Here is a 17285-nt window from a genome sequence, read left to right on the forward strand (position 1 = left end):
GCACTTGGCGTGCACCTGTCCAGCGTTGCGCGCCTGGCCAAAGAGACGCCGGCCACACTCATCAGCCAGCCTTGGTGTGGCGGTCTCAGCGGGCGGCTCGCATGGTCGATCGACTTGCCGACGAGTAAGACGTGCGCAAGAGCGGCAGGATGTGGCGGCAAGTGGTAGGCATCGTCGCAGTAGCCGAAGGCCAATCGGGCCGTTAGCGGCCAGTTCAATCGTGAGGATCGTTTCCCTTCGGCTCTCGCAAGAACTTCGGCATGTGTCCACGCGTTTCACGGTCACGCGGGGCGGGGCGTTCTGACGGATCGCGGCCGAGCTTGGATTGCAGCTCGACGAGATCGGTGAAGACGTCGGCCTGGCGGCGTAGCTCGTCGGCGATCATCGGCGGCTGGCTCGCGATGGTGGAGATCACCGTGACCCGCACGCCGCGGCGCTGGACAGCCTCGACCAGCGAGCGGAAGTCGCCGTCGCCCGAGAACAGCACCATCTGGTCGATGTGCCCGGCGAGCTCCATGGCGTCCACGGCGAGCTCGATGTCCATATTGCCCTTGACCTTGCGCCGGCCGGAGGCGTCGATGAACTCCTTGGTCGCCTTGGTCGCCTTGGTGACGACGGTGTAGCCGTTGTAGTCGAGCCAGTCGATCAGCGGCCGGATCGAGGAGTATTCCTGATCCTCGATGATCGCGGTGTAGTAGAACGCCCGCAACAGCGTCCCGCGGCTCTTAAACTCGTTTAGCAGGCGCTTGTAGTCGATGTCGAAGCCGAGAGTTTTCGCTGTCGCGTAGAGATTGGCCCCATCGATGAAGAGCGCGATCTTGTCGGAAGAGGAAGGCGACATTCAGTTCACGCTTTTCGGTGGAGCGAGTTCGGATTGAGCTGGAAGCATCCCGGATCCGCGACGGGGATTTGTCGGTCGCATTCTATATAGATAGCTACCGGAGATCGTCGAGGAGAACGAATGCTTTAAGCTTCTACTATTTTCAAGTGGTACCGGGGCTCGGAATTCTGACAGTAGCCGAAAGTTGGTCTGTCGGATTTGTAACGTATCCTGTCTAATTCCAGGTGCTCTTCAGGGTGCTCGCGCCATGACCGTTGGCGATTTTGCTCTCTTTGATCTTTGGATTCATCGGCGCGGCCGCGGCTGGCGGTGGTCCATTATAGATCGGTCAGGAAATCTTCTGCTGGTCGGAGGCGAAAGAAGCCGGCCCGCAGCGCAATACATGGCTGCTCGAGCCATGTTCCAGTTGCTGCTGACCGCTCCTTATCGCGATGGAATGAGATCTAAAGATACATCGGCGCCTTGCCGTCGATCTGAATGCCAGGAGGGGTTTTCGGTGGTTGATCGCTCAGGTCGAGGAGGACATCGCGGCCATTGAGGCGGGTCTTCAGACGCTGTCGGAGCGGGTGAGCGGACAGGAGCGGGGCCCCAACCGCGCGGAAGCGTTCTCAAGGACGGCGGACCGGAGTAGGAGTCGCGGGCAGGCACACCCTCGAGAGCTTGAAAGCTGTCGTGCCGCTCCCGGACCTGGTCAGGAGAGCCTGCCTGTCGTTGGAGAGGCCCGCAGCACTGGCCATCGGCGGCCGCGGTGATCGATCGCACGACCGAGGCTCGTGCACAAACGCCCGCGGTGACCGTATCCACCCGGACCATCATTTGCACAACGTCGGCACCCCGCACCGCGGTAACCAAACCTAGCAGCGGAACGAAGGCCGACCCGGCATAGACGCCACACGGGCCAGGACGGTTACGAGGATGCCGACGAGCCATTTCATGAATTGCATGGAGTCAGAGGGGCTTTATTCCAAGCCGGCGCGGGCTGGATGATCGTTAGCAGTCACCGAAGGCGCTCACGAGACCGATCGCAATGAGAATGATGGAAATGCAAGTCCATAAAGCTGGCGAGCTAGATCCGCAAATGATCAGCTTCCCGCTCATACGACCTCCAGTGATCAGATGGAATGGAAGTGAAAACATGTGTGAGGTTATTCGATTTGTCCCAAAGTTCGAGCGCGCGCGAACTCGCCTCATTCGAGAAGCCCGAGCGATATACGACAGCGTCTTTCCGCCGTCTGATCCCGCCCGCGAGCAGCGGGACAAGGCATCCGCCAGCCATATGCGTATCGGCGCAGACGTCCATCGCGGCGAGGGGGACCTATCATGATCGCGATCATCGCTGTGCTCTGCAGTTTGTCTTCACCGGCAAATTGCCACGAGCAGACCGTCACCACCTCGGACTTCGCGGATGTCTCGATGCAGTCCTGCCTGATCGGTGCACCGCAGCTCGCCGACTGGATGAATCAGCATCCGACCGAGCGCCTTGCGGCATGGCGCTGCGTGTTCGGTAAAAAGGATAACAGGGGAGCTTAGGTAAAATATCGGCCAGCTCGCCAGCTCAGAACGCAAAGTATCATGGCGTCGATTGTTGGAAGATGGTCGCTCGGGTTCGTCTTTTTGCTGGCGGGTGCGCTCTATATGGTCGACCCTTGAACTGCTCTCATCTTCCGTCCTGCCGATCTGCTTTGTGGCCGCTGACTCCGACGCGCCCGCACTGCGGCAATTGAGATCAGCGCGAGCGTCGCGTACAGACCGACATCGCCAAAGATCTTGAAGTTGTCGCGCGGTGACAGGCAGGCCATGTCCGCGACCATTGGCGCGCCGCGGCCTAAGGCTGCCGGTCTCGATCGACATCAGCGAGGTCACCTTCTGTTAGGCTGCTCGCAGGCAACCTCTCATAGCGAAGGTGGTCGATCGGCATACGCATTCGGCGCGATTTTCTGAGATTTGGATTGCTTCACTCGCACCGACGTTCCTCGTCGGATACCTTGCCTCACGGAGGCGGACAGCTTCCCAAGTGCCTGGCGCGCGGCGATCCCCCTCCCGCGGCCGGCCCTTCCCCCGGGGACCGGCCGCCCCGCTCAGGGCCGTTGGGCGACGGCGCTGGATCGGATGGGCACGGGGCACTTGAGTAGACGAGTGTGGGAAGGCCAGTAGTCGAGGATAGGCCGGATGGAGATTTGAGCTGCGTCATGGAGACGATGAGCCCCTCCAACAAAATCTGGAGCCGCGAAGCTGGCGCGGCGGAAAACGTGACATCATTCCGTTTTCACTGGCGCACTTGATAGGCCTATGCGCGTTTTCCTCGTGCAGCCCGAGACAGCAGATGGAAGCGCCGCACTCCTGCCGCGGGGCGCCAAGCGTGTTTAGCCATTCCGATAACGGCCGGCTATCGACTCCATGGCGAGAGGTGATTTTCCTTTAGACGATCATAAAGTCAATCTTCGAGCTGTCGTCGTTCGCCCTCGTGTAAGGGCCAGGGTCGACGTTCCGTTGAACGATCGCAAGCCAGGAGGTCCGACATGCAGATCAAAGAGACACCCGACGTTTCCTTCCCCCGTGTGGTCGAGAGCTTTCCGCTGGAGGATGCCGTCGTGCTCGCGGACAACGCCGGCGTCGCGCTTGGAGTACAGCGCGCATTCAGTGCGAGGGTGCGGAGCGTCCGCGATGACGGCAGCGGTCTCAACGCGTCCAAGTGCGTGGAGATTCCGCTTGTCGGGCGCGACGGCGAGATCTCCGGGGTACTGTGCCGGACCGCCCCACGGTCCGACACGCGCGGCGTATTCTCCTCCCGCGGGCCGGAGAGGGTGAGGGCGATCGGGGACGTAGCGCGGTTCGTGGTCCACGACATCAACAACCTTCTCGCTGTGATCGGCACCGGCCTGCAGCTACTCGAATCCCGGAGCGACGCCGCATGCCGAAAGGCCATCCTCAGCAAGATGCAGCACGCGATCACGCGAGGAGCGTTGCTCAGCCATCAGCTCCTCGACGCTGCGCGCCCATTCCCCGAATCGGTCGGCGGGATCGTCGCAGGCAACCGCCTCGCAGCGCTGGCGGACACGCTGGACCAGGCGTTGCGTCCTGATATCACGGTCCGCACCGATATCGCCCCTGATTTGTGGGACTTCGACGCTGACCCGGAGGAGCTGTACTTCGCGCTGTCGCTCTCAAGCAATGCCTCGGCCGAGGCGAAAGTACGGCTCTCGATGCCATGGCACGCCAACAGCCGCGCCACGCTCTTCAAAAGGCTCGCATCGTCGTCGACTACGACCACAACTGTCCGCTGCGCCATCCTGTCCGCCCACGAAGCCCCCAAGGGTGGCCAACCCTTGATATGCATCAACGGAGAGTCCGCTGGCGCGGACTGATGTTATCGCTGGGACCTGCGAGGCGCAGACGCACTGGCCGGCCGCAACTCCATGCTGGACACGCCCGCTGTAATGTTCACGCCCGTCTGACCCTGCACGGACAGTGGCTGCAAAGCGACCGTGCGCTCCGAGCCGCCGATCAGGAGGTTGGCACCCACTCCGGCGCCGACCGTACCACCGGCGGTCGCACCCGCATAGGTTCCCGCCAATGCCGCCCGGCGCAGTGTGGTCGGTGCAAAAACGGCCCAAGTCAGCTTGCCACCGGACGTGGCGCCGATGTCGAGCCCAAGCGTACTGACGGTGCCTTCATAAGCCTCGCGCGCCCTGCCTCTCGCCGATGCATAGATGCAGCTCAGTTGCCGCTGTCCCGCGACAATCATGCCAACGCCCGGCGATATATTGCAGGTGAGCGTGCCGACCTGCGTTCGCCCAGCCTGCTGAGCCGTAGCAGGAACAATGGCCAGGGCGAGCACCAGGGCGGCGCATGCGATTGGTCTGTTCAGCATTGCTTTGTTCATGGGGCGGCCTCCAACGACGTATTCTGGTGGTCCCCAACGCGGACCAGCATTGCGATGTTCCTGTTTCTCGCACGTGCGAAGCCGAAAGGCGGGCTGAGCGCAGAACCTGTCGCGGCGAGAGAGCTACGAATAACGGCGCTAGATCAATTATCAGGACCGCCAAGGAGCCCGGGTTCGCTCCGCCGTGCCGGCCGATGACTGAGTGAAGTCCGTTTGTGGCCCGACTCGGACCTCCGGCCATATGGCGTAGCAGACGTCAAGCGCGCCTTGACTGGCAGCACTCGACCTATGAGTAGATGGCCTACCCGAGCTCTGAGTGACACTCCGGGCACGCATCCCCGATCGAGTCCAGAACGTCACAGACCTCGGCAACCGCCTCAGCGGCACAACGAACGCCGCACAATGATCCGCACGGACTCGAACCTGGGAACGGACCAGTGTGAGCGGCTGGTCCTAACCAATCAGAGCTTGCCAAGAGCATACTAGTAAACTCGACGCTGGGGCCGGTAGCACCAACCCTAGGCAATGGACCCAGCATCTGCCTCGCACGATGCGACCCGGTCGGGCAGCGGTGAGTTTTGGGGCGGGCGTCTCGAAGGCTGCGCCGCAAGGACGCCACCCGCCAGGTTCACGCTGCCGTGCTGCGCGGGCTCTCCGCTGTTTCCTTCTTGTCCGTCTCCTTGTCGCGAGACAGCCATGCTGGAAAGCGAAGCAGGCGTTCGTTGCCGTCTTTCGGCAGCTCGATAGGAGCTTCATTGGACGAACTCGGGAGGTCCAGCGCTACGCGGCCGACGCGCACCGCATCCGCGCGCTGATCCAGTTCGCGCAGCAGGGGATCGAGCACGCTGTCGATTTCGGTCGCCACCGACACTAGGAAACTATTGAGCTCGCGAGCCTCGGGCACAACTGCAGCAGCCGACTCGATCGCCTTGGAGAGACCATCGACGACGGGTGCAAACGCGCCGGCAGCTTGCCTGATTCGGGTTTTTATCGCTTCGATTTCGCCCAAAACGCGATCACGCTCCCGCCTGGTCTTCTCCTCCGAAAGGCGGGCTTCAATTTCGGCGATCTGGGCCGTCAGGGTCGTGGCTTCGGATGCGAGTGCATCGCGTCTTCCGCGCGCGCGATCAAGATCGCGGCTGAGATTGTCCACTAAATCGTCCTTTCCGAACATGGCTTTGCTCCGTAGGACAGCCGTTTTGGTCTGTAGGACGGCCTTGGCGCGAACCGCCAGCCGGTTGAGCGACCGAAAGGCTGGATCGGCCGAAAAGGCCATGGAATTGATCGTCGCTGGTTACGTCAAAGTGCGGGACCGACGCGCGCTGACGGACTTGCTGGCGCATCGGCTTAAGGTGCTCGCTGAGCTGCAAGCCGTATCAGGCATCAAGCCCGAAAACGCGGTCAGAGCGATCCACGATGAACTGGGGGTGATCGAAGCCGGCCTCGAAGAACTTAAACCTCCCCCTGGTTCGCTGCCTGAGGACGAGTGGAGCTAGCGATGCGCGTTAACAAGATGAATTGGGACAAAATCGGCCGGGTAACGGAGCCGGGTCGATATAAGTGCTTTTTCGGATATCTAACCGTCACGTCAGACGACATCGAAGTGTGGATGCGCTATCCCGACGCGACGTTCACCTTGATCACGCAAATGGCGGACGAGCAATCGGTGGGTGAAGACTACCGTCTGGGTGCGTTCGACATCGGCAATCCTGAACATTAGGACGCTCCGCCGTCCTCGCCTGCGGCACAGTCCCGAAGGGCGTTGTCTCCAAAAGGATCGCTACCAGCGCTATCTCACGGGTCGTGAACGGACCGATAGCGGTCAAGAGCCCGAAGCATTTGGAGCCGTGCATCGTGAGCTGTGAGTGCGCGAGCCCCTCTATCCAGACTGCTTTGCCAGTTTGTAAATCGGCGTGGGGTCCCGACGCCGATCGGCGAGCTAAAGCATTGATCCAGCAAGCGGCGAAGGGGTCAATCTTGAACGCCTGTTCACAATGGATCCCGGGCTCGCGACTTCGTCGCGCTCCGGGATGACGACCGTAACTCCCCTCCTGCGACCGTTCAGTTGGCGGCGCGGCGCAGGAAGGCCGGGATATCGAGAATAGCCTCATCGAGCGCATTGCGCGCAGCGGTGCGGCCGTAAGGATCGAGCGGCCGGTCGGCCGCGTGGCGCGCATATTCCGGAGCCGCCCTTGCCAGTTGCCCCACGGGCTGTCGCGCTTCGGAGCGGAGCGGCGGGCTTTCCACTTGCGGAAGGGGTGCACTGCGCTCGATGCGATCGGCGATGCGGCGGCCGTCGTTGCGCAGCCTGCCCGCGAGCTGGGCGATGGCGGTCTCCACCGGTTGCGCCTGAGACGCCGGGTCGAGATTATCGATTCCGGTCGCCACCACCGAGACGCGGACGATACCGTCGAGGCTATCGTCAAACGACGCGCCGACGATGATGTTGGCGTCCGGGTCGGCCTCGTCGCGAATGCGGGTCGCAGCTTCGTCGACTTCGTACAGCATGAGATCCTTGCCGCCGGTGATGGAGATGATGAGGCCACTGGCGCGCTTGATCGAGGGATTCTCGATCAATGGATTGGAAATCGCGGGCCACAGCAGCGGCAAGCACGCGCTTCTCGCCGGAGGCCTCGCCCCGTCCCATCATGGCCTTGCCCTTCTCCTTCATGACGGAGAGGACGTCGGCAAAATCGAGATTGATCAGGCCTTCCTTGACGATGAGGTCGCTGATGCAGGCCACGCCGGAATAAAGCACCTGGTCGGCAAGGGCAAAGGCATCGGCGAACGTGGTCTTCTCGCTGGCCACCCGGAACAGGTTCTGGTTCGGGATGATCAGCAGGGTGTCGACCGTCTTCAGCAACTCCTCGATGCCGGCTTCGGCAAAGCGCATGCGGCGCTTTCCCTCGAAGTAGAATGGCTTGGTGACCACGCCGATCGTGAGAATGCCGAGCTCGCGCGCGATCCTGGCGACGATGGGGGCAGCCCCGGTGCCGGTGCCGCCGCCCATGCCGGCCGTCACGAACACCATGTGCGCGCCGGTCAAATGATCGCGGATCGTATCGATTGCCTCCTCGGCTGCGGCGCGTCCCAATTCGGGCTGCGAGCCGGCGCCAAGGCCTGCAGTCACCGTTGTGCCCAGCTGGATGAGGCGCGTCGCCTTCGACATGGCAAGCGCCTGCGCGTCGGTATTGGCGACAACGAAGTCGACCCCCTGCAGCCCGGCCGTGATCATGTTGTTGACGGCATTGCCGCCGGCGCCGCCGACCCCGAACACGACAATGCGCGCCTTCATCTCGCGAATATCGGTGATGCCAGTCATTCTGTCCTCGCGGTTGCTCCGGCAGGCCGGGGATGGAGAAAGGTTCGAGTGCTACCTGCGAGTCTCGCGGTCTGCTTCCACGATCGCAGCGGCCAGATGTCCCAATCGACGCGCGGCTTGTCCCGCGACCGCGCCGCCGGCGTGGCGACCGTTCCGCAGAACCGCCACTTCGTCTTCCAGTAGTGCCGCCCACGCATTGGCGGCCGTCGTCTCGGCGGCCGCCTGCGTCAGCTCGACGGCGAGGCGATCGGCGCGCTCGCGCTCGAACACCGCCCTGTAGGCGGTTGCGACGGCCTCGAGCCGCGCGACCTCCGCCTTGAATGCCTCGATCTTGACTGCTTCGATCTGTGCCAGGGAGGCATCGATCGGGTCTGCCCGGCGGCCGCGTCGTGGGCGGGGTGTGGACCGGACCTCGGAGACATCAACGCTCAACAGGGCCTTGCCGTCCTCCGACCGCGAGCGCGGCAACCGGCGGCGTCTCGCAAGCGAACGCGCGGCCTCTCGGGAGATATGGAGGCGGGCACCCAGATCGGCATACGTCAACAACTCAACGCACATCGGCGCTTCTCCTGGAGCGAACCGGGAAGGCATTTCGAGCTAATGATGGCTGGACGATTACCGCAGGCTAGCATTACAGTTGCTTTGTTTGCGGGCTTCTGAATCCATGGGCAACCATGATTCGAATGTCGTGGACGCGGGCCGCGTCGGTTGAGGAGACGCTTGCGTTGTGGGCGGCGTCGCTTCGAGAGATCAAGCAACGGATACGTCCGTTGTTCACGCAAGAGCGTGTGGCGACGAATGCAGGCTTGTTCCTGGAAGGTCTGCTCGGAGATGAGCAGCGCAAGACCGGCTGGATGCGCGCGGAGGCGGCTGGCGATCCTGGCCCATGGCGTCAGCAGGCAATTCTGGGTCGTGGAGATTGGGACGCTGATGCCCTGCGCGATATCGTCCGCGACTATGTCATCGAGCATTTGGCGGATGACGATGCGGTGCTGGTGATCGACGAGACCGGCTTTCTCAAGCAGGGTAAGGCCTCATGCGGAGTGGCACGGCAATACACTGGTTCGGCAGGGAAGATTACGAACTGCCAGATCGGCGTCTTCGCTACCTACGTTTCGCGTCATGGTCATGCGTTCATCGATCGCGCGTTGTATCTTCCGAAGGAATGGACTGACGATCCAGATCGTCTGGAAGCCGCATATGTGCCTGCCGATGTCGGCTTTGCGACCAAACCAAAGCTTGCGACGAGAATGATCGCACGTGCGATAGCCGCGTCTGTACCATTCAAGTGGGTTGCCGGTGACACGGTCTACGGTGTTGGCGATATCGAACAGCAGCTACGGCGGGCAGGCAAAGGCTATGTGCTCGGGGTCAGCAGCTCTCATGTCTTCCGATCCTGGGGCAAGCGACAGCCGGTCGCCGGCAAGGCCGAAGACATCGCCCGGACGCGGCGCCCGTCCGACTGGAAGCGCTTGTCGGCGGGAGCCGGAACCAAAGGACCGAGGCTGCATGACTGGTGTTATCTCGAACTGGCCGATCTCGAGGTCGAGCAGTTCAACAGCGCAAATGATGGTTTATGGACGCGCGGTCTGCTGATCCGTCGCCATATCGCCGATGGCGATCTCGCCTTCTTCACCACCTGGTGCCCAGCGGGAACATCAATTGAAACGCTGGTCGCGGTCGAAGGCCATCGATGGGCGATCGAGGACAGCTTTGAAACCGCGAAAAACGAGTTCGGGCTCGATCACAACGAGAGCAGGTCCTGGCATGGCTGGCATCGCCACGTGTCCCTGGTGATGCTCGCCTTCGCCATGATGGCGGCGATCCGCCATCGCGCCAATCCGCCACCGCCCAAAAAAACCAAACGCCGCCCCCCGGCAAAAGCCAAAGCACACCCACGCCGCCGCTGATCCGTTGGTCAATCCAGGAAATCCGCCGCATCGCCATCAGGCTTGCTCGAAAGCGGATCCAACCCGCGCATGTCATCGCATGGTCATTCTGGCGCAGAGCTCACCAGGCTGCCGCTCAGCGCGCGCATCTCAAAGCAAAACGGCAACTGTAATGTTAGTGTCTGTCCGGGAACATCTTGAATCATCGGAATCATTTGTGATTCAAGGGTGGCGGTCCGATTCGAAGGGGCGCCCATGTGGACGAAGGAGAACCGCGGTCGTTACGACCGAAGCCGGCTACGCTATCCAAGCGATTTGACTGATGAGGAATGGGCGTTGGTGGAGCCGCTGATTGCGCCAGCCAAGCGAGGCGGCAACAAGCGCACGGTCGATGTGCGCGAGGTGATCAATGGCCTGATGTATGTGCTGAGCACCGGTTGCCAATGGCGAGCGATCCCGAAGGACCTGCCGCCACGCAGCACGGTGCACGACTATTTTGACTTGTGGGCTTGGAACGGCACGCTCGATCGCATCCATCACGCGCTCTATGTACAATGTCGAGAATTGGCTAACCGAGAACCCAGCCCGAGCGCCGCCATCATCGACAGTCAAAGCGTCAAGAGCGCGGAAAAAGGGGGGCGTGGATCGACCCGCATGGCTACGATGCGGGCAAGAAGATCAAGGGCAAGAAGCGCCACATCCTAGTCGATACTCAAGGCTTGCTGCTCCACGCCCTCGTGCATTCGGCGGACATCCAGGATCGTGACGGTGGGGTGCTGGTGATGGCCACGCTGTTTGGCCTGCATCCATTCCTGCTGAAGCTCTATGCTGACGGCGGCTATCAGGGGCCGATCTTTCAGTCCGCCGTTCGCAAAATCCTCCGGCAAATCGACGTCGAGATCGTCAAGCGCTCCGATACAGCAAAGAGTTTTGCGATCTTGCCCAATGGATCGTCGAACGCACCATCGCCTGGCTCAACCGCTGCCGCCGTTTGGCCAAGGATTGGGAGTGCCTCAACCGAAAGGCATTGGCGTTCTTGCGCCTCGCCTCAATCCGCCTCATGCTGCGAAAGCTCTGCCAAAAAACAGCATGATCCCGGACAGACTCTAAGGCGCTCAGGTCGGACTCGTCGTTTCGCAGTGAACTAGATTGGGCGCGTTTCATCACGCTGGGAACACCCCACCGCACTAGTTGCACGACCGCCTGACCGAGAACAACGCCGCAGATTGAGGATGAATGTATGCGCCAGATTCCGTTGGGAACCAAAGGAACGTTTACATTGCGTGTGCAACCCGAACATCTTGCCAACCGATTCAAGGACGCCATATTGCCGCGAGTGTTGGCGACGCCCGTGATGATTCTGATCATGGAAAACGCCGCGCTCAATGCCATCAGGCCGTTTCTGGATGCAGGTGAAAGCGCGGTCGGCACTGCAGTAGATGTACAACATTTCGCTGCTACGCCCGTAGACCTCGACGTGTGCGCGACGGCCGAGGTAGTCAACGTCGAAGGAAAACGAGTTGACTTCAGGGTGTCGGCAAGCGACGGCATGGAAGAGATCGGCAGCGGAACCCACCAGCGAATCGTGATCGATCTTGGTCCGTTCAACGAGCGCCTCGCCAGGAAGGCAGCCGTTGGCGCTGCGTAGTCAACTTTAGAGACTAGTGACGAACCTCGGATGCGCCTGTTGGAGAGACGACGTGCAGCTTTGAAGCAATCTCAAATCACTTACAGTAATTCAGGCAGAGCGCTTGAGAGTTTTTGTCGTAGAGTTTTTCAGTTCAAGAGCAAAGGCATATTGGATGCGCGCCACATCCCTCTCGGTCCTATTGCTCCTATCGTGTATTTTCGCGGTGCTTGCTGCGCCGGCGGTTAATGAAGACACAGCCGTCGGTCCACCGCCCGCGCTGGCGCCAGGGCAGGCACCACCGTTGCCCAAGCAAGGACTGCTGGCCGAGCCGCGCTCATCAAATCAGGTCGGCTTTCCCGCGGCTCTGACCGCGTCGGTTGTCCCGCCGGCCAGCCCGCTTACGCCTGCCATAGTTGCGTTGGGTGAGAAGCTGTTCTTCGACGGTCGGCTCTCAGGTGACGGCACTGTCGCCTGCGCCACGTGCCACGATCCGGCTCGCGCCTTCACCGACGGCAGGCCCGCGTCAGTCGGCATCCACGGCCGCGTCGGTCAACGCAACGCACCAACCGTGTTGAATGCGCTCTATAACAAAACGCAGTTTTGGGATGGCCGGGTCAATACGCTGGAGCAGCAGGCGGCACTGCCGATCACGAATCCCTTCGAGATGGGCTCGGCCACTATCGACGATGCTGTGTCGAGAATCGCTGGCGATAAGGACTATCAGAGCCAATTTATGCAGGCCTTCGGCCGGGGCGTGAACAAACAGGATATGTTGCGCGCCATTGCCACTTACGAACGGACGCTAGTTTCATTCGATTCTCCCTTCGACCAATTCATGGCTGGAGACGCCAACGCCATAAGCGACTCGGCCAAACGCGGCTGGGAATTGTTCAATACCAAGGCCCGCTGCAACCTCTGCCATGCTTTGACGGACAGTCAGCGGGATGTAACCGTCTTCACCGACAACGATTTTCACAACATTGGCATCGGAATCCTCCGGCATCGTGTCGGCCCCTTGGCGCAGCAGGCAGAGCATGAGCTGGCGCAAGGACATCTGGAGGTTGTCGATGCTGCGGCGATCACGAGCGAGATGTCGGTCCTCGGGCGCTTCCTCATTACGAAGAAGCAGAGTGATATCGCGTCGTTCAAGACGCCGGACCTGCGAAATGTCCTCGTGACGGGGCCTTACTTCCACGACGGATCGATGCAATCCCTGTGGGATGTCGTAGATCATTACAACAAGGGTGACGGCATCACTGACCCGTGGCTCGACGAGGACATGCAGCCGTTGGCGCTGACGGAGCCCGAGATCGACGACGTGGTGGCGTTTCTTGCCTCACTGACAAGCCCGCAATACAAGCAAGTCGGTGACCAGGAGTATGCACGGCAACTTGCTATATCTAAAGTGAACCGCCCACAGCGGGACACCGCGCGGGCGTTCGGACCGAAGCCATCGCAGCCAAAGCCGCCTCCGTTTTGATTGTTCGTTGAGATTCCCGGAAACTCTGCGATCTGAGTTGAGCCGCGGCACAAGCGTGAGGCTGTTAAAGGTTCCCCGATCCCCTTCGAAATCGAATTTAAATTTCTGAAAAGCTTTTTAATGGCTCTGCTCCGGACGGAATGCAAGGGATGCCCTTTCGTGAACGACCATGAGCTGGTCGCTGCACCAGTTCGTCCAGTCAGGACTGCCGATGCAGGAACGCATCTGTCGAAAGAAGTCCTGTGACATCAAGTACTGCTATGTTCAACGATCTTGACGGCGTTATGTGCGCGCATTCATCGGACCAGGTCGAGAACCGCCAGCACCAAGCGGCCGTGATGCTGGAAACCAGGCATCTGTCCCGGAGAGTGGGACAGCGAACTCTTGTCCAAAACGTCAGCGTTCGGGTCGCGGCGGGTGATATTCTCGCCGTCGTCGGGCCGAGCGGGGCCGGAAAGTCGTCGTTCCTCCGGCTGCTCAATCGGTTGGACGAACCGACTGCCGGCGCGGTTCTGCTCAAAGGCAAAGATCACCGGTCAATCGCCCCGCAGGAGTTGCGGCGGCGGATCGGCATGGTCATGCAGACGGCTTATCTGTTTCCCGGCACAGTCTCCGCAAACATCGCGTTCGGACCGAGCCAGCGTAGGGAAGCCCTGGCGCCCGCACAGATCGCATCGCTGCTCGAGCGCGTCGGCTTGCCCGGATTCGAGAATCGCGACGTCGGCAACCTGTCCGGCGGCGAAGCCCAGCGTGTCGCATTGGCGCGAACGCTGGCGAATGCCCCTGAGGTACTACTGCTCGACGAGCCGACCTCCGCACTCGATGAGGTGTCTGTGCGCGGAATCGAGGAGCTCGTTCTCGGCATTGTTCGAGAGCGACGAATGGCGTGCGTGATCGTCACACATAATCGTGCCCAGACAGCCCGTCTGGCGGGAAGGACGATGGTCATGGAAGCGGGCAGGCTTGTTGCGATCGGCACGACCAGGGAGGTGCTGCATGACGGCTGAGCTGCAGAGCTACATCGGCAACGATGTGTTGACGGGCCTCGCGCAGGCGGTCGGTGCCGTCGGGCTGTGCGCGGCCGTGGTGGTGCTGTGCCGACGGCATGCTGTCCGAGTGGAGCGCGAGGCGGCAGTGTCGATGGCACGCGGCCTCGTCCAGATGGTTCTGGTCGGGATGGTTCTGGCGCTGCTGCTGCACGGCAGCCTGCTGATCGGTTCTCTCATTCTCCTGATGATGACGGTCGCTGCAGCGGTCACGGCCGCCCGCCGCCTCAAGGGAATGGATGGCGCGCTATTGCTGTGTTTCTGGGCGATCGCCGCGGGCGCTGGAACCGTCATCGCCGTGATGCTTGCGACCCGGGCCCTCCGGCCGGACATTTCGATGCTCGTGCCGGTAGGCAGCATGATCATTGCCAATGCCATGAATGCGTGTGCGCAGGCCGTGGAGCGCTTCCGGGCCGAAATCGTCGCCCATGTCGGTCAGATCGAAGCAGGACTCTCGCTGGGCGCCGAGCCTGAGGTCACGGTTGCGCCTTATCTTCAGAGCGCCGTCTACGCGAGCCTTCTGCCTAGGCTTGACATGCTGAAGTCTCTCGGACTGGTGTGGATCCCGGGAGTGATGGCCGGCATGATGGTTTCGGGCGCTAGTCCGGTTTACGCGGGCATCTACCAATTCATCATCGTTGCCATGATCTTGGCTGCCTCAGGTATCGCCGGGCTCGTCGCGACCGTTCTCATGCGCCCGCGAGTGTTCTCCCCGGCCGCGCAATTGACACTTCGCCCCGGAGAGGCGCTGGCGTCGGGTTTCGAGCCCGCGGCGACGCACTGATCTCGAATGATTGGCCCGACTGACCATGTCGATTGCGCGCGGCTTGGCCCGGAGCTCGTCCGGTCAACGTTGAGTGGTCTTGCTGTTCGTCTTCGCGAACGCGCAGTCGGCGATTGCAGCGCCTGGATGCCCGCTCTCACATTCAGACTGTACTCTGATCGGTCGGTAGATTTCTTCCAGCTTGAGCTTCATTGCTCGGCTTTTGTCGGGCCGCGCGGCCACCCGCGCGCTTTACCGAAGCACCTTTCTTAAATCGCGTGTGAATAAGAGGCTCGCCGTAGCCCACCTCGGTTGAGCTGACCCAATTTTCAGACCTGCCCTGTCCTTGCTAGATCAAGCAGAGTTCCTTGCGCACAGGCCCAGTTCGGTCATTTGCTGGATCACAAGCCGTCCTGCATTCATCTAGATCTCAAAGAATGCCCTTCTGTCGGCCTCGGATCTTCCAGTTCTGCTGCGCGGTCTGTTCCGCCGTCGGGTCTGTTCGGAATGAGTTCCGTCATTCACCTACCCTGCGACACCGCGACGGCACATGCCGCCCCCTGCGCGACCGCAGATGTTGGTCGCGACGACGATCTTGGCTTCCCAGCGCCACCGGATGGCGTTGAGGCCGTTTAGCCAAGCAACTAGCGCGAGCGGAGACGCACCTTCACGGGAATCGCGCGAAGTGCTACATTATTTTGAGCGAGGGGCGGCAAACTCTGAAGGGAGACCCTCCATGGCTCTTTATGCCTTGCAGACAGCTTACGCCCCTGTCGGGTGGGCAGCCTTGCTCAAAGATCCTCAGAACCGCATGGAGGCCGTCAAACCCGTTGTTCAACGGCTCGGCGGCAGTGTCGTCAACGGCTGGCTGACATTTGGCGATTACGACGTGCTGGTGATCTGTCAGCTGCCGGACAATGTGAGCGCCACGGCGCTGTCCATGGCGATCTCAGCCGGTGGGGCGGTCAAGAGCGTCAAGACCACGCCGCTCGTGACCTTCGACGAAGGGCTTGAGGCTCTCAAGAAGGCCAAGGACGCAGGATACACGCCGCCGCCCAGCGAAGTCCCGTACTTTGGCGTGTATCGCGGCGCGTGACGCCTCGATGAGGTAGCGAGCTGCAACTTGAATTAAAAGGATAGCTTCAAAGAGTGAGGAGGCATCTTTATGGTGACGCCGCTGGATGAATCCGCGCTTGATACAATCTTTCGCAAAGCGCGCACCCAAAACAAGTGGTTCGATAAGCCGGTTTCGCGTGAGCAACTCGCCGCCCTGTACGATCTGATGCGCTGGGGCCCGACCAGTGCGAACTGCTTCCCCGTGCGCATCGTGTTCGTGACAACGCCGGCGGCGAAGGAGCGACTAAAGCCCCTCGTCCTTGAGGGCAACCGGCCAAAGGTGACAGACGCGCCGGTGACGGCGATCATCGGTTATGACACGAGGTTCTACGACTGGCTGCCGCGCCTGTTTCCGCACGCTGATGCCAGATCCTGGTTTATTGACAAGCCCGGCTTTGCCGAAACAACAGCCTTCCGCAACAGCAGCCTGCAAGGCGCCTACTTTATCCTGGCGGCGCGGGCCATCGGGCTCGATTGCGGACCGATGTCCGGGTTCGACAATGAGGCTGTCGATCGGGAATTCTTCCCCGGTGGCCAGATCAAATCGAACTTTATCTGTGCCATCGGCTATGGCGATCCGGCGGGGTTGTTTGAGCGTCTGCCGCGCCCGGATATCAACGAGGTGTGCTCGTTCGTGTAACTGATCTGCGTATGCAGCGTGATTGCGACCGCCATGCAGCGAGTGGCAATCGGCGTTGGATTGGGACCCGTATCGGTGGCGGATGGTCGGGTGGGCGGGTCATGGATTGTGATTGGAAGTGTTCTCAGACGATCGACCGCAATCCGCCGCCGGCGCCATACATAACCCCTCAAACTGATATAGCAGGGGTCATCAGATCCGTGCATCGAATCTGGATGCATTTTGGCGCGGTGGGTAGGCGAAACGGGTCGACTTCGGGACACAAGACTGGTACACACGACTCGTTCGGGCGAACGATAAGCCTCTGATTTTGTTGCATTCGTTGAAGCTGCGCGGCAATCCCTCCCTGCGCTCCGAGCCAAATCAAATGTCAATACTTGCAGCGGCTTGCGCAACCCATACTCTCCGCCGCTGCGGTCAAGACGCCAGTGGTACACAGGACCTCACAGACTCGGGGCTCGATACCCTGACCCTCTCAAGGTTAAGCTCGGGCAGAAGTGATTCAAAGTTCAAGGGCCGTTTAAGTTGCTGCGGGGATCCTAGGGGACAGTTGCGCGCATCAGAAAAGCAGACCTAGGAAGGGACCGTGATGTCCGCTTTACCCCTCGCATAACGGACTCAACTCAGACATCAGGCATGTCCGCTTTGTGCCCCACAAGCAGACGAAGCTAGGCG

Annotated in this window: 16 protein-coding genes and 2 pseudogenes; 13 read left to right on the forward strand and 5 right to left on the reverse strand. The window is 61.0% G+C overall.

The features are described 5' to 3' along the window. Window positions 1-214: 214 nt before the first annotated feature. Window positions 215-841, reverse strand: a complete 627-nt coding sequence (locus IVB18_RS12525; RefSeq protein ID WP_247989439.1) for an NYN domain-containing protein — start codon at window positions 839-841, stop codon at window positions 215-217. Between the two features lie 1135 nt (window positions 842-1976). Here IVB18_RS12525 and IVB18_RS12530 point away from each other — a divergent pair. From IVB18_RS12530 to IVB18_RS12540, 3 genes are all read left to right on the forward strand, one after another. After that, window positions 1977-2165 (forward strand): hypothetical protein, encoded by a 189-nt coding sequence (locus IVB18_RS12530; protein ID WP_247991620.1) that lies wholly within the window; start codon window positions 1977-1979, stop codon window positions 2163-2165. Beyond that, a complete protein-coding gene (locus tag IVB18_RS12535) occupies window positions 2162-2371 on the forward strand; it encodes a hypothetical protein (RefSeq protein WP_219683264.1) in 210 nt (69 codons plus the stop codon). The genes IVB18_RS12530 and IVB18_RS12535 overlap by 4 nt, the downstream gene beginning before the upstream one ends. A 989-nt stretch (window positions 2372-3360) precedes the next feature. Next, window positions 3361-4206, forward strand: a complete 846-nt coding sequence (locus tag IVB18_RS12540; protein WP_247989440.1) for a hypothetical protein — start codon at window positions 3361-3363, stop codon at window positions 4204-4206. A gap of 2 nt (window positions 4207-4208) precedes the next feature. Here IVB18_RS12540 and IVB18_RS12545 read toward each other — a convergent pair whose 3' ends face one another. Together IVB18_RS12545 and IVB18_RS12550 are read right to left on the reverse strand one after the other, a co-directional pair. Beyond that, complete coding sequence (locus IVB18_RS12545) at window positions 4209-4724, reverse strand: DUF992 domain-containing protein (protein ID WP_247989441.1); 516 nt, start codon at window positions 4722-4724, stop codon at window positions 4209-4211. A gap of 628 nt (window positions 4725-5352) precedes the next feature. Beyond that, on the reverse strand, window positions 5353-5898 hold the full coding sequence (locus IVB18_RS12550; RefSeq protein ID WP_247989442.1) for a hypothetical protein: 546 nt from the start codon (window positions 5896-5898) through the stop codon (window positions 5353-5355). A gap of 100 nt (window positions 5899-5998) precedes the next feature. Between IVB18_RS12550 and IVB18_RS12555 the strand changes: the two genes are divergently transcribed. After that, window positions 5999-6220, forward strand: a complete 222-nt coding sequence (locus tag IVB18_RS12555; protein WP_247989443.1) for a hypothetical protein — start codon at window positions 5999-6001, stop codon at window positions 6218-6220. Between the two features lie 2 nt (window positions 6221-6222). Beyond that, on the forward strand, window positions 6223-6444 hold the full coding sequence (locus tag IVB18_RS12560) for a hypothetical protein (protein ID WP_247989444.1): 222 nt from the start codon (window positions 6223-6225) through the stop codon (window positions 6442-6444). 545 nt (window positions 6445-6989) lie between these two features. Here IVB18_RS12560 and ftsZ read toward each other — a convergent pair. Continuing rightward, window positions 6990-8046: pseudogene (gene ftsZ, locus IVB18_RS12565) on the reverse strand (cell division protein FtsZ); the annotation flags it as partial. A 51-nt stretch (window positions 8047-8097) separates the two neighbouring features. After that, window positions 8098-8604 (reverse strand): hypothetical protein, encoded by a 507-nt coding sequence (locus IVB18_RS12570; RefSeq protein ID WP_247989445.1) that lies wholly within the window; start codon window positions 8602-8604, stop codon window positions 8098-8100. 116 nt (window positions 8605-8720) lie between these two features. On the opposite strand from IVB18_RS12570, the gene IVB18_RS12575 reads away from it, so the two are divergent. The 8 genes and pseudogenes from IVB18_RS12575 (at window position 8721) to IVB18_RS12610 (ending at window position 16610) form a co-directional block, all read left to right on the forward strand. Further along, window positions 8721-9956 (forward strand): IS701 family transposase, encoded by a 1236-nt coding sequence (locus IVB18_RS12575; RefSeq protein ID WP_247983558.1) that lies wholly within the window; start codon window positions 8721-8723, stop codon window positions 9954-9956. 234 nt (window positions 9957-10190) lie between these two features. Continuing rightward, window positions 10191-11028 (forward strand): annotated as a pseudogene (locus IVB18_RS12580) (IS5 family transposase). A 147-nt stretch (window positions 11029-11175) separates the two neighbouring features. Continuing rightward, window positions 11176-11583: a thioesterase family protein gene (locus IVB18_RS12585; RefSeq protein ID WP_247989446.1), complete on the forward strand. Its 408-nt coding sequence runs from the start codon at window positions 11176-11178 to the stop codon at window positions 11581-11583. A gap of 154 nt (window positions 11584-11737) precedes the next feature. After that, entirely contained in the window at window positions 11738-13045 is a 1308-nt protein-coding gene (locus IVB18_RS12590; RefSeq protein ID WP_247989447.1) for a cytochrome c peroxidase, read from the forward strand. 260 nt (window positions 13046-13305) lie between these two features. After that, entirely contained in the window at window positions 13306-14052 is a 747-nt protein-coding gene (locus IVB18_RS12595; RefSeq protein WP_247989448.1) for a phosphate ABC transporter ATP-binding protein, read from the forward strand. Next, entirely contained in the window at window positions 14042-14875 is an 834-nt protein-coding gene (locus IVB18_RS12600) for an ABC transporter permease (RefSeq protein WP_247989449.1), read from the forward strand. Before IVB18_RS12595 ends, IVB18_RS12600 begins: the two co-directional genes overlap by 11 nt. Before the next feature lie 715 nt (window positions 14876-15590). Then, entirely contained in the window at window positions 15591-15950 is a 360-nt protein-coding gene (locus IVB18_RS12605) for a GYD domain-containing protein (protein ID WP_247989450.1), read from the forward strand. Window positions 15951-16019: 69 nt separating this feature from the next. Continuing rightward, entirely contained in the window at window positions 16020-16610 is a 591-nt protein-coding gene (locus tag IVB18_RS12610; RefSeq protein WP_247989451.1) for a malonic semialdehyde reductase, read from the forward strand. The last annotated feature ends 675 nt before the right edge of the window (window positions 16611-17285 follow it).

It is taken from the genome of Bradyrhizobium sp. 186, assembly GCF_023101685.1.
Classification (GTDB): Bacteria; Pseudomonadota; Alphaproteobacteria; order Rhizobiales; family Xanthobacteraceae; genus Bradyrhizobium.

Excerpts from the sequence above, each read along its gene's own strand:
- IVB18_RS12570 (WP_247989445.1), bottom strand. The coding sequence starts at position 8,604 with ATGTGCGTTGAGTTGTTGACGTATGCCGATCTGGGTGCCCGCCTCCAT.
- IVB18_RS12585 (WP_247989446.1), top strand. The coding sequence starts at position 11,176 with ATGCGCCAGATTCCGTTGGGAACCAAAGGAACGTTTACATTGCGTGTG.
- IVB18_RS12610 (WP_247989451.1), top strand. The coding sequence starts at position 16,020 with ATGGTGACGCCGCTGGATGAATCCGCGCTTGATACAATCTTTCGCAAA.
- IVB18_RS12550 (WP_247989442.1), bottom strand. The coding sequence starts at position 5,898 with ATGTTCGGAAAGGACGATTTAGTGGACAATCTCAGCCGCGATCTTGAT.
- IVB18_RS12560 (WP_247989444.1), top strand. The coding sequence starts at position 6,223 with ATGCGCGTTAACAAGATGAATTGGGACAAAATCGGCCGGGTAACGGAG.
- IVB18_RS12555 (WP_247989443.1), top strand. The coding sequence starts at position 5,999 with ATGGAATTGATCGTCGCTGGTTACGTCAAAGTGCGGGACCGACGCGCG.
- IVB18_RS12600 (WP_247989449.1), top strand. The coding sequence starts at position 14,042 with ATGACGGCTGAGCTGCAGAGCTACATCGGCAACGATGTGTTGACGGGC.
- IVB18_RS12575 (WP_247983558.1), top strand. The coding sequence starts at position 8,721 with ATGATTCGAATGTCGTGGACGCGGGCCGCGTCGGTTGAGGAGACGCTT.
- IVB18_RS12540 (WP_247989440.1), top strand. The coding sequence starts at position 3,361 with ATGCAGATCAAAGAGACACCCGACGTTTCCTTCCCCCGTGTGGTCGAG.
- IVB18_RS12605 (WP_247989450.1), top strand. The coding sequence starts at position 15,591 with ATGGCTCTTTATGCCTTGCAGACAGCTTACGCCCCTGTCGGGTGGGCA.
- IVB18_RS12595 (WP_247989448.1), top strand. The coding sequence starts at position 13,306 with ATGTTCAACGATCTTGACGGCGTTATGTGCGCGCATTCATCGGACCAG.
- IVB18_RS12530 (WP_247991620.1), top strand. The coding sequence starts at position 1,977 with ATGTGTGAGGTTATTCGATTTGTCCCAAAGTTCGAGCGCGCGCGAACT.
- IVB18_RS12525 (WP_247989439.1), bottom strand. The coding sequence starts at position 841 with ATGTCGCCTTCCTCTTCCGACAAGATCGCGCTCTTCATCGATGGGGCC.
- IVB18_RS12590 (WP_247989447.1), top strand. The coding sequence starts at position 11,738 with ATGCGCGCCACATCCCTCTCGGTCCTATTGCTCCTATCGTGTATTTTC.
- IVB18_RS12535 (WP_219683264.1), top strand. The coding sequence starts at position 2,162 with ATGATCGCGATCATCGCTGTGCTCTGCAGTTTGTCTTCACCGGCAAAT.
- IVB18_RS12545 (WP_247989441.1), bottom strand. The coding sequence starts at position 4,724 with ATGAACAAAGCAATGCTGAACAGACCAATCGCATGCGCCGCCCTGGTG.